Consider the following 11,783-nt stretch of genomic DNA (forward strand, 5'->3'; position numbering starts at 1 on the left):
AAATACCCCTTCCTTGAGTTGTGCTGATAACCAAATGAAAGAATTCATAGCAGAGTCGATGCGTAAGTTCATATCTCCTTCGATGCGATTTGAGCTAAGGAAAGCTGCTGCCTGGCTGCGGGATATACTTGGGCGGGCCTGTTTTTGGCGCTGGGAAATTGTCAGGTTCAGACTGCGGGAAGACAGCCTTCACGACATTCTCTATGTGGGGAGGAAAACACAGCGGGAGTTTGTGAAGGTCCTACTGGGCGCTGAATCTCAAGCGGTTGATAGTCAGTTGAAGTTGGGCACGTCAGACCGGACGGTGTGGGTCAGTGAAATGCCGACCTTGGGTGCCTTGTATGTGCCTCAATATTTGAGTGCGGTCGTTCCGCTGAGCAGGTCAATTGAGGATATTACGGCCAGGTACAATACCGAGTTACGTCGAAATCTGCGCAAAAACCGGCTGCGCTATCGTATGAAACAAGCCTTGAACGACGACGAAATTGAAATCGCAGATCGGGAAATGCTTAAGCCCTATGCCAGAGCGAGGCATGGAGCCGCCGCCTCTCAAATTGAATCGCATGAGGTTCAAAGGGTGGCAAAAAATGCCGGTCGGCTCGATCTGGTATTGCTGGAGGATGAAATTGTTGCATGCCATCTTGGGTGCGTAATAACCCGGGCAGGAAAACGCTACTGGAGCACGATCCGTTTCGGCTATCCCGATGTTGTATTTTCAGATGCCAAGAAGTTACGTGAAATTAACTCGATCACCACGTTCATGGCGCTTGAATGGGCGATAGAAAATGGTTTTGACTATTATGATATCGGCACTTGCCTGGCACGCCCGGACGATGGACTTCTTGAGTGGAAGAGAAGGCGTGGCGGTGATGTTGATACGCTGGGCAATCACGGCTATTTATTTGTTCGACTGCCCAAGGTGGGCGCCGCGCAATTTCTTTGGGAGACGCCTCTGTTTGCTGTCGAAGGCAAGAAGTTGACACTTCATCTTGGGTTGCCGGACGGTCCGAGTGACGAGGAAGTCGCTAATCGATATCGCGAAATGGGTTTTGGTGGCCTTTTCAAAATATACCTCCATTGTTCCAGGGAGCCGGGAGAAGCGCTTCTCGACACCTTGCGTAGTCGCTACGCTCATCTGAAGTCACCGCCGGCCCTGGAAAGTACCGTATCCACCTGAACGGGTTGCTGATTTTAAAGAGATGCAGTTTTTGCCCGTATAACCACATCTGGATGGCCTTGAGATCGTCCAGGTACTCAGGAATAGTTAGTAGGCATGCTTGCCGGAGAAGGCAAACACCGTTCGTACAAGGATGACGAAATCGAGCCAAAGCGACCAGTTGTTGATGTACTCGATGTCCGAGTCAACACGCCGAATCATCTGATCTATATCCCTTGTTTCACCACGATAGCCACGTACCTGAGCCAGGCCTGTGATGCCCGGTTTAATGTTGTGACGCGCAAAGTAGCCAGAGACGTCGGGCGAGTACTGCACATCGTGTTGAATAGCGTGCGGGCGAGGCCCCACCAGAGACATTTCCCCCATCAAAACGTTGAATAGCTGCGGTAGCTCATCCAGGCTGGTTCGCCGAATAAAGGCGCCAACCCTGGTCATGCGTGGGTCATTCTTTTGCGCCTGTTTGACGATGCCGTCTTCAGGCTGATGGACGATCATGCTTCTGAACTTCCAGATCCGAAAAGCTTCTCCACTCCACCCCATGCGCTGCTGACGAAAGAATATGGGGCCGGGGCTATCGAGCTTGATGGCAATGGCGACGGCTGCCAGGACTGGCGTTGCAAGAACCAAAATGAGAAAGGCCAGGACTTTGTCCTCAAGGTTCTTCAGAAACAGACGCATCCCCATCAGCGGAGTTTCAGACAAGGTCAGCACGGGAATGCCGGCAATTTCGCGAACACTGTGGTTGATCAGGCGCAACGAGAAAATGTCAGGCACCCAGTTAACAGAGATGTGTTTATCAAACAGCCTTAAATAAACATCCTGGATGACCTCTGAGCCACCCAGAGGGGTCACGAAATAGACGGTACGAATGGCATGTTTAACAACTAACTCATCAAGGTCGGAGATATCGCCCAGTATCGACAGACGTTGCGCGCCTTCCAGACTTTCCTTGCCCCGATCATCGTCCGCACCAATCAACACACAGCCCACTATGCGCTCACCGAGCCAGGGATTATTGCTGATTTTCTGGTGAAGATAGCTGGCCAGCTCGCCCGAGCCAATGATGAGCGAGTTTTCCAATTGAGTCGGGTGGGCCAAAAACTTCTTCTGCATCTCGCGTGTCGCGAGGTGCAAAAGCAACTGAGCAAAATATCCAACTACAAATAGCTGCCCGACCAATAAGCGCGAGTACTGTTCGCTTTGCTTGGTAAGAAAGGCCATGGCAACGAGAAAGCCAAACGTGGCAGTCCACGCTTTCAAAAGCTTGAAGGCTTTGACGGTAAAACCAACATTGCTGCGGTAAATAGCATAGTGGTCGTACACGACGGCCAAAGCCCCCAGCAGCAACAGGAGCAGGATGACATAGGACTGCGTTATGAAGCCGATATGATAATTGATCAAAAACCATGCAACACCGGTCACCGCAACACAATCGAGACCAGCCTGAATAACGATACTGGTACTGCTTCTTCGCTGGAGAACGGAACGGGTACTGTTGGGCTCAAATATCATATTTAGACCTCATGTCTGCTGCCCCTCGCGTTCGATGATGACGCGATTCAGTTCATGCTGCCCTCGCTTGAGAGCGTTGGCATCACCGTGATTAGCCACCCACCTTCGAAAATTACAGGCTTTGGGAGCATGTGGCGACGCGTGCTATCACTTTAGCAGTACTGTGAAATCATTCACTGAATCTGCGTAGTTCTGAGTAGTTTAGTAGAACCTCCGGGCCTGAAAAAATGAAGCCCATCGAGATACCGGCCTACCTGCCGCAGGGGCCGTCCGCGGCGTGGGTGCCGGGGAGGTTGAGCATGGGCCGCGCGAGTTTGGGCGTGCGGTCATTGAGGCTTACACCGAGCTGAAATTTGTGTGCATTGCGCACTGATTCCATCGCGGTAAAACGAGACGGCGCCCACAATGGGCGCCGTCTTCGTTTGGGCCGATCAGACGCGTTCGAACAACACGGCGATGCCTTGGCCGCCGCCGATGCACATGGTTGCCAGGGCATAACGACCCTGAACACGGTGCAGTTCGTGAATCGCCTTGGTGGCGATAATCGCACCGGTCGCGCCCACCGGGTGGCCCAGAGAAATCCCGGAACCGTTCGGGTTGACCTTCTCCGGGTCGAAGCCCAGTTCCTGCGCCACGGCACACGCCTGGGCAGCGAATGCTTCGTTGGACTCGATGACATCCAGGTCGGCAACGGTCAGGCCGGCGCGTTTGAGGACCAGGCGGGTGGCGGGAATCGGTCCCAACCCCATCAGCTCTGGCTCCACACCGGCATGGGCATAACCGACCAGTCGGGCGATGGGCTTGAGGCCTTGGTCGAGAACCATCTGACCGGTGGCCAAGATCAGCGCACCGGCACCGTCATTGAGGCCCGACGCGTTGCCGGCGGTGACGCTGCCGTCTTTTTTGAAGGCCGGTTTCATCTTGCCCAATTGCTCGGCATTGACCTCGGCGCGGACATGCTCGTCCGTCGCAAACGTCACGGTACCTTTGCGGGACGCCACTTCGATCGGCACGATCTGGTCGGTAAACCGCCCTTCAGCAATCGCCCGGGCCGCTCGTTGCTGGCTGAGCAGCGCCAACTCATCCTGAGCCTGACGAGTGATGCCATAACGCTCGGCGATGTTTTCCGCAGTAATGCCCATGTGGAAACCGCCAAACGGGTCTTGCAGAGCGCCGAGCACGTAGTCGATGGCTTGCATATCACCCATGCGTGCGCCCCAGCGCGCCTGCGGCAAGATATAGGCCCCGCGGCTCATGGATTCGACGCCGCCCGCCAGCGCAGCGCCGGCATCCCCCAACATCAAACTTTGAGCTGCACTGACAATGGCCTGCAAACCAGAACCGCAGAGGCGGTTGACGTTGAAGGCGGGCGTCTCTTTCGGCAGGCCGGCATTCATCGCCACGACACGAGAGATGTAGGCGTCACGTACTTCCGTCGGGATCACATGACCCATCACCACGTGACCGATGTGTTCAGGTGCCAGACCCGAACGTTCAATGGCGGCGCGGCAAACGTCAGTGGCCAGTTGGATAGGTGGCACATCTTTGAGCGAACCGCCAAAGCTGCCGATGGCCGAGCGGACGGCGCTGATAACAAAAATGTCGGATGGGTTCATGCGGGTTCCCCTGGAACAGTTCTGGACTCAAGTATGCTTTCGCACTGTTATGTGGGGGTGAGTCTAGACACAGCGATGATTTTGGCCTATGCCAAAACTGCTCAAGGGGGATGGTGTTTTTTGCCATTAGACATGTGTCGGAGCAGTGACGGGCAGATTCAGTTCATACGACAGGCCGGTTCGACCTCATTCATCCAATTGCCGCGCCGGAAAAAACAGCTCAAAGCAGGTGATGTCCTCGCTGCTGCTAACGCTGTAAGCCCCATTGTGCAGCTGCATGATCGTCGCCACGATCGACAGGCCCAGGCCGTTGGAGTGCGCCGAGCGTTCGCGGGATTCGTCGACGCGGTAGAAGCGCTCGAACAGTCTTGGCAAGTGTTCGGCGGGGATGGTCTGGCCGTGGTTGCGCACTTGTAGACGGATGCCGTCGGCCGTGGGCGTGGCGCGGATGAACAGCTCGGAGTCAGGCGCGCCGTATTTGATCGCGTTGGCGCAAAGGTTGGCCAAGGCGCGGCGCAGCAACATCGGTTCGGCCCAGATCACTCCGCTGCCCTGGGCATCAATGCTGATCCCCACATCCGCCGCCAGCCCTTCGAAATAGTCGGCCATGCGTTCCATTTCATCGGCAGCATCCAGCTCCTGCCGTTGGCGCAAAGCACTGGCCGGGTCGGTGCGGGCCAGAAACAGCATGTTGTCGAGCATCCGGGCCAGGCGCTCCAGCTCTTCGACATTGGAGGCGAGCAGTTGCTGATAGGCCTCAATGCTGCGGTTTTGCTGCAGGGCGACCTGGGTTTCGCCGAGCAGGTTGTTGATCGGGGTGCGCAGTTCATGGGCCATGTCGGTCGACACCTGACCCAGTTGCACGAAGCCCTTGCCGAGACGGTCGAGCATTGCGTTGAACGCCTCGATCATCGGCAGCAGCTCTCGCGGTGCGCCCTGGCTGTCGAGGCGCTCGGTGAGGTTGCCGACGCCGATGCCTTGGGCGTGTCGGGCCAGGCGCCGCACGGGCAGGAGCCCGCGATGCACCAGCAGGTAGCCGGACAGCGCCAGCAGAATCGCCGCCACGCTGGCGAAGAGGTACACGTTGAGGCGGTAGCGGGCGAGGACCGCGGTGCGCTCGGTCATCAGGCGCCCGGTGACCACTTGCAGGCTGCCCAGGTCGCCGGAGTCGATGGTCGCCGCCAGCGCCGCGAAGGGCACGCCGTCCACACTCGGGTAATGCTGCACGTCGGCCAGCACCAACGGATGGTCCATGGCCACCGGTGCCAGCGACGGTACGGCGAGGTTTCCGGGGTTGACCACCAGCAAGGGTTTTTGTCCGGGGGCGCCGATGGTCAGCAGCGCCTCGCGATTGCCGAGCATGTTCTGGAACAGCGCCGGTTTGGTCTTGATCAGGTCCAGCGTGTTGCTGTCGTTGAGGAAGGTGCGCAGTTGATCGATGCGGTTGACCAACGCGGCGTCGTCGCGGCGGATCAGCTCGCGTTCCAGATCCCGGTACAACGCCACACCCAGGAGGGTCAGCGAGACAAAGGCGAGTAAGGCAAACACCAGTGCCAGGCGAAGCGTTAATGAGTGGCGAAGGCGGGAGGTCATGCTTGCGTATCGAAGCGGTAGCCGATACCGCGCACGCTGTGAATCAATTTGAGTTGGAACGGGTCGTCGATTTTCAGCCGCAGACGCCGCACCGCGACATCCACGACGTTGGTGTCACTGTCGAAATTCATGTCCCAGACCCGCGAAGCGATCATCGAGCGCGACAGAACCTGGCCCTGGTGCGTGGCGAACAGATGCAGCAGGGCGAACTCCTTGTTGGTCAGGGTGATTCGCACGCCGGCGCGGGTGACGCGGCGTTTGAGCACGTCGATTTGCAGGTCGGCGACTTGCAACTGTTCTTCTTCCCGGGAGGAGCCGCGCCGGGTCAGGGTGCGCAGGCGTGCCACCAGTTCGGCGAAGGAAAACGGTTTGATCAGGTAATCGTCGGCGCCCAGTTCCAGGCCCTTGATGCGGTCGGCGATGTCATCGCGGGCCGTGAGAAACAGCACCGGGGTGTCGGCTTCCTTGCGCAAGCGGCGCAGGACTTCCCAGCCATCCATTTTCGGCATCATGACGTCCAGCACAATGACGTCGAAATCGTTCTCCAGAGCCAGGTGCAAGCCATCGACGCCATCGCGGGCCAGGCTGACGGAGTAGCCGAGTTCCTGCAGGCCGTTGAGCAGGTAATTGCCTGCTTTGGGTTCGTCTTCGACTACGAGGATGTTCATGGGATCTGCCTGGTTCGGTGTCAGCAACATGCATATCGCGGCGGCGGGCTACAGAGGTCAGCCAGTGGCGCCAGTGTAGCCCGATCCTCTGTGAGTACAGGCGGCTGATCAGTTACCACCAAGGCAATCCATGCCCTGTACCTGGTAATCCATCACGTGCTTGCGACCCTGATGGTCGAGGTAAATCAGCTGCGCGGGGACGATGCCGCAATCTTGCGTGATGATATTGCTGGACAGGTCTTTGGCGATATCCAGGTTGACGAAGAAACCGGTCTTGTCGTGGATGACAGGTTCGGCGGTCTGGGTATCGGCAAACGCCGAACCGGTGGCGAGGAGAGCAGCAAAACCGAGGATTAACATTTTCATGATGATTCCCTCTATTCAGAGGCGGATTGGCTGCCGACGGGTTGCCTGGCAGTGGATTCAGGTTAACCAGGCGATCCGCACAGCCGACCCACAGTTGAATGACAATTTTGTAATGAAACGGCGCCGACGTTACGGTTGGCGACCAGCGGCTTCGAGGATCAGGTCAGCGATTTCTTTGGAGTGGGAGACCAAAGACAGATGGCTCGACGGCAGCTCGATGGTGGTCGCGTTCATGCGTTTGGCGAGGAAGCGTTCCAGGTCTGGGTTGATGGTTTGATCGAGGCTGGAGACCGCGTACCAGGACGGTTTTGTGTGCCAGGCGGCAGCGGTGGTGCGATCGGTGAACAGGGTTTTGGCGATCGGTTGCTGGACGGCAAACAGTTCCATCGCCTTGTCGTGGGGCACGTCACTGGCGAAGTACTTGAGGAAGGCGTCTTGCTTCAGGCTGATGAAACCATCGTGTTCCTCGGTGCCGGCGCGCACGGGCATGGTCGGGTACTTGGCCGACAGCGCGACGAAGTCCTCGCCCGCGTCCGGTGCTCGGGCCGCAACGTAAACCAGCGAACTGACGTTCGGATTGACCCCGGCGTCACTGACCACGGTGCCGGCGTAGGAGTGGCCGACCAGTACGGTCGGGCCGTCTTGTTGATCGAGCACGCGTTGGGTGGCGGCAACGTCGTCGGCGACCGAGGTCAACGGGTTTTGCACCGCAGTCACGTGCAAGCCGGCAGCCTGCAACCGGGTGATCACGTCCGACCAGCTCGAGCCGTCGGCCCAGGAACCGTGCACCAGCACGACGTTGTTGGCCTTGACCGTCGCGATGTTGCTGGCCATGGCGGAACCGCTGCCCAGCATCAGCAGGCTGGCGGCGATCAGGCAGAGTTTGCTCAATGGTTTCATGGTGTTGACCCTTTTCATCAGTGTGAGGTGTGTCACCCGCGGTGGGTGACTGACGACGCCACTGTATGAAGCGAGGGTGCTGGCTAGGCTGACAACTCAATGACAAGTTTGTAATGCACGGCGCGCCGGTCTTTATGTCTGCCTGCCGTATGTCGGGAGCGAGGAACGCCACCCATGAAAAAACTTCAAAACGAAGACTGTCTTTGGGAGTTTGAGCATGAGTGATGATCCAAAGAGCGAAGCCCTGGCGGCCTGGTATCAGCTCCTGAAAGTGCCTGAAATCCGGATGGATGCCGAAGAGCAATATGACGAGTTGCTCAAGGCTGCCGATGAGATGGAGCGCACCGGACTCATCAACAGCGTTGAATGGCGCAGGCTGGTTCAAGAGGCGAGCGCTGCTTTTGCCAATGCGAAAGAAGGGTTGGGGCGCGGAACGTAGTGGTCAAACCCTGGTGGTCAAACTTCGCCTGCTGGCTGTTCGGCCTGTTGGGCAAACCACTGCATGATCAGCGAACAGGCTGGATGAGCGGCGGCGGAAGGTTGCAGGTTCAAGGCGTAAATGCCGCGGGTCTTCAACGGGTGGCCGAACGGAACGACGAGCACGCCTCGTTCGAGTGATTCGCCTGCCAGGGTCAGGTCAGTCATGGCGACCCCCAGCCCTCGCGCCGCCGCATCGAGCGCCAACTCGTCGAGGTTGAAGGGGATGTGGCGGTAGTCCTCAAGTGACTGGCCGCCATTGGCGTGCAGCCACTGGACCCAGTCATGCTTGTCCGCCGAGCGATGCAACAGCGGGAAACGCACGAGATCAGCCACCGACTCCAACGGCTGGGAGGTGCTGCCCAGGCCCGGGGCGCACACCGGCACCAGCGCCTCCTCGAACAACGTCAGGCAGTCAGGATCGCGGGACGGCTCTGGCAGATAGAGGATGTAGGCGTCGCTGTCGATGGCCGGTTCCACCACTTCCGTGGCTACGGTTTCGATCGACAGCGAAACCTGCGGATGACTTCGATAGAACTCGCTCAACTTTGGCAGCAACCATCGAACCGCCAGCGACACATGCATGCGTATGCGAAAGGGTCGTTTTTGCGGTGTCAGCCGATCTTCAAGGGTTTTCAGTTGCGCCAGAATACTTCGGGCGGTCGCAAGTACCTGTTCGCCTTCCGGTGTCAGCCGAACACTGCGGCTATTCCTCACGAACATCGGCAAGTCGAAGTGGCTCTCCAACTGCTGGATTTTTCGGCTCACTGCGCTTTGGGTCAGGCACAGCTTTTGCGCCGCTTGCGTGAAGCTGCCCGAGCCTGCGACCTCGACCAGCGCCTGCAAGGCCTGGAGAGAAGGAACGTGGTGAATTTTATCCATGCGTTTTTTGAATAGCTCGATGATTTTATAACGTTGGTTGTATCACTACAGGCCTTATAGATTCTAGCTCTAGCCAGCACCAGCCGGAAATACTCATGCGATGACGTCATGTGCGGTGCTTGCGGAACGACAGGTAGATGAGGTGATGCATGACCAATGTATGTGGATGGATTGCGCAGGCGGGGAGTTCACCCGCTCGCGATGCTCTCAAAGGCACGCAAAAAACCGATTGGCTGATTGTCGGTGCCGGTATCACCGGCCTGTGCGCCGCTCATACGCTCGCTGAAATTCACCCTCAGGCGCGGATCGTGATTGTCGACAGACAACGGGCCGCACAGGGCGCGTCGGCGCGCAATTCAGGCTTCGTGGTGGGTCACGAACATCCGGCCAAGGATGAGCTGATCGGCAACCCGGGTTTTGCCGGTTTTGAAGTCGATACCTCGATTTCCCGTGCCGCCAGTGACGAAGTGCGCCAGCGCATTGCTCGCCTGGGCATCGAATGTGAATTCAGGGAATCGGGCTACTTCTTCGCCGTCAACGATCGCGGCAAGTTGACCGATGTCGCCGCCAAATTGGCAACGCTACGCGCTGTCGGCGCCTCTGCGCACTTTCTGGAAGGTGAACCGCTGAGCAAACAACTGGGCACCGCGCATTACCGGGCCGCGATCTGGTGCGGCAATGGCAACGCACTGCTGCAACCCGCGAAGTACGTGAAGGGCCTGCTGGATACGCTGCCGGCCAACGTGACCCTGTTTGAGAACACCGATATCACTGGCCTGGAGCGTTTGGGCAAAGGGCGTATTCGCGCCAATGGCACCGATGGAAGCATCGAAGCCAGGCAAGTCCTGGTGTGCCTGAACGCGTTCATCCCGCGCTCAGGGATAGAAGACAGCGGGACGTTCCCGATGGAACTCAGCGCCAGCCTCACACGACCGCTCAGTGACGCCGAGTTCAAGTCCATCGGCGCGGTTGAGCCTTGGGGCGTGCTGTCCACCCGGCCTCTGGGCGCCACGGTGCGACTGACTCCGGACCGCCGCGTGATGATCCGCAACACGGCGGAATACCGTTCTCGGGATTTATCCGACAGTGAGCTTCTGCACCGCCGCAAACACCATGTGCTCGGCTTGCAACGACGCTTCCCGTTCTTGAACGAGCAGGACATTCAATACACCTGGACCGGACACTTGAGCGCTTCACGCACCGGGCAACCCTATTTCGCCAAGGTCGATGAAGGGGTGTTTGCGGTGGCCGGCTGCAATGGTTCGGGCGTCGCACGCGGCACCCTTTGGGGACGCTTGCTCGCCGAACTGGCATCGGGTGCCAGCTCGCCCATCCTCGAATCAGTGATGCGCAGGGCCCAGCCAGGCTGGCTACCACCGCGCCCCTTGCTCGATATCGGTGCCATGCTTCGAATGCGCGTGGAGGCGGTCAGGGCCAAAACGGAAATCTAGAACACCCGGCGATCAAAGAATAAAAACTCATCAAACACACGGTGATTGAACATGCGCGTCAATAACATTTCCCTGATGGTCGTGCTGACGACGTTGTCGGCAGCCACTTATGCCGACGAAGTCGTCAATATTTCAAACTGGAACGGCTACATCGCCGACGACACCTTGACCACGTTCACCAAGGAAACGGGGATCAAGGCAACGTACGACATTCACGACAGCAACGAAGTGCTCGAATCCAAACTGATGACCGGCAACACCGGCTATGACGTGGTGAGCCCTTCGAACCATTTTCTGTCCCGATTGATCAAAGCCGGGGCGGTGCAGAAACTCGATAAAAGCCAGCTGCCCAACTGGAAAAACCTTGATCCGGCGTTGATGAAAAAACTCGAGGTCAATGATCCGGGCAACCAATACGGTTATCCGTACATGTGGGGTACGGCGGGTATTGGCTACAACGTCGAGAAGATCAAGGCGATCTTCGGCAACACCGATGTCACCCATTCCTGGAATCTGTTTTTTGATGAAAACAACATCAAGAAGCTGAGTCAGTGCGGCGTGGCGATTATCGATAACCCTACGCAGATCCTGCCGATCACCCTGAATTACCTGGGGCTGCCGCCCCACAGCCATGAGCCGGCGGATTACAAGAAGGCCGAGCAGGCGCTGCTCAAAATCAGACCTTACGTCCAGTATTTCCACGCCTCCAAGTACATCAGCGACCTGGCGAACGGCAATGTCTGCGCGGTGATCGGTTTCAATGGCGACATCGTGCAGGCGGCCGCCAGCGCCAAGGAAGCCAACAACGGCATCGACATCGCCTATTCGATCCCTGACGAAGGTTCCACCTTGTGGTTCGACATGGTGGTCATGCCCAAGAGCGCGCCGCACGAGAAGAATGGCTACGCCTACATGAACTACCTGCTGACACCTCAAGTCATTGCCAACATCAGCAACAGTATCCATTACGCCAACCCCAACCTTGCGGCGGATGAATATGTGACTCCGGTAGTGAAGCAGGACCTGGCGATCTACCCGCCGAAAAGCGTGCTGGACAAGTTGTTTACCGTCGAGGAACTCCCCGCGGCCATCGCACGGTTGACTACCCGCCTGTGGACCAAGTTGAAAACCAATACCTGAT

General features: G+C 57.8%; 11 protein-coding genes. 4 read left to right on the forward strand and 7 right to left on the reverse strand.

Going from position 1 to position 11,783, the window contains the following annotated elements; all coding sequences use genetic code 11:
- Positions 1–34 precede the first annotated feature (34 nt).
- Positions 35–1,177: a hypothetical protein gene (locus tag ACA056_RS11700; protein WP_497272873.1), complete on the forward strand. Its 1,143-nt coding sequence runs from the start codon at positions 35–37 to the stop codon at positions 1,175–1,177.
- 87 nt (positions 1,178–1,264) lie between these two features.
- Here the strand turns inward: ACA056_RS11700 and ACA056_RS11705 are convergent, their stop codons facing one another.
- The 6 genes from ACA056_RS11705 to ACA056_RS11730 form a co-directional block, all read right to left on the reverse strand.
- Positions 1,265–2,689 (reverse strand): undecaprenyl-phosphate glucose phosphotransferase, encoded by a 1,425-nt coding sequence (locus ACA056_RS11705; protein ID WP_497272875.1) that lies wholly within the window; start codon positions 2,687–2,689, stop codon positions 1,265–1,267.
- A 431-nt stretch (positions 2,690–3,120) separates the two neighbouring features.
- Positions 3,121–4,305: an acetyl-CoA C-acyltransferase family protein gene (locus ACA056_RS11710; RefSeq protein WP_497272877.1), complete on the reverse strand. Its 1,185-nt coding sequence runs from the start codon at positions 4,303–4,305 to the stop codon at positions 3,121–3,123.
- A 186-nt stretch (positions 4,306–4,491) separates the two neighbouring features.
- A complete protein-coding gene (locus ACA056_RS11715; RefSeq protein ID WP_497272879.1) occupies positions 4,492–5,898 on the reverse strand; it encodes a heavy metal sensor histidine kinase in 1,407 nt (468 codons plus the stop codon).
- Positions 5,895–6,566, reverse strand: coding sequence for a heavy metal response regulator transcription factor (locus ACA056_RS11720; protein WP_497272880.1), 672 nt, complete (start codon positions 6,564–6,566; stop codon positions 5,895–5,897). Before ACA056_RS11720 ends, ACA056_RS11715 begins: the two co-directional genes overlap by 4 nt.
- Before the next feature lie 108 nt (positions 6,567–6,674).
- Positions 6,675–6,932 carry a DUF2790 domain-containing protein gene (locus tag ACA056_RS11725; protein WP_497272882.1) on the reverse strand — a complete coding sequence of 86 codons (258 nt, stop codon included), beginning with the start codon at positions 6,930–6,932 and terminating at the stop codon, positions 6,675–6,677.
- Positions 6,933–7,061: 129 nt separating this feature from the next.
- A complete protein-coding gene (locus tag ACA056_RS11730; protein ID WP_497272884.1) occupies positions 7,062–7,832 on the reverse strand; it encodes an alpha/beta hydrolase in 771 nt (256 codons plus the stop codon).
- Between the two features lie 217 nt (positions 7,833–8,049).
- On the opposite strand from ACA056_RS11730, the gene ACA056_RS11735 reads away from it, so the two are divergent.
- Complete coding sequence (locus tag ACA056_RS11735; RefSeq protein ID WP_497272886.1) at positions 8,050–8,271, forward strand: hypothetical protein; 222 nt, start codon at positions 8,050–8,052, stop codon at positions 8,269–8,271.
- Between the two features lie 17 nt (positions 8,272–8,288).
- On the opposite strand, the gene ACA056_RS11740 is transcribed toward ACA056_RS11735, so the two are convergent.
- Entirely contained in the window at positions 8,289–9,191 is a 903-nt protein-coding gene (locus ACA056_RS11740) for a LysR substrate-binding domain-containing protein (RefSeq protein WP_497272888.1), read from the reverse strand.
- A 149-nt stretch (positions 9,192–9,340) separates the two neighbouring features.
- On the opposite strand from ACA056_RS11740, the gene ACA056_RS11745 reads away from it, so the two are divergent.
- Complete coding sequence (locus tag ACA056_RS11745; RefSeq protein ID WP_497272890.1) at positions 9,341–10,642, forward strand: NAD(P)/FAD-dependent oxidoreductase; 1,302 nt, start codon at positions 9,341–9,343, stop codon at positions 10,640–10,642.
- Between the two features lie 51 nt (positions 10,643–10,693).
- Complete coding sequence (locus ACA056_RS11750) at positions 10,694–11,782, forward strand: polyamine ABC transporter substrate-binding protein (RefSeq protein WP_497272892.1); 1,089 nt, start codon at positions 10,694–10,696, stop codon at positions 11,780–11,782.
- Position 11,783 lies beyond the last annotated feature (1 nt).

The sequence above is a fragment of the Pseudomonas sp. LBUM1666 genome (assembly GCF_059695775.1).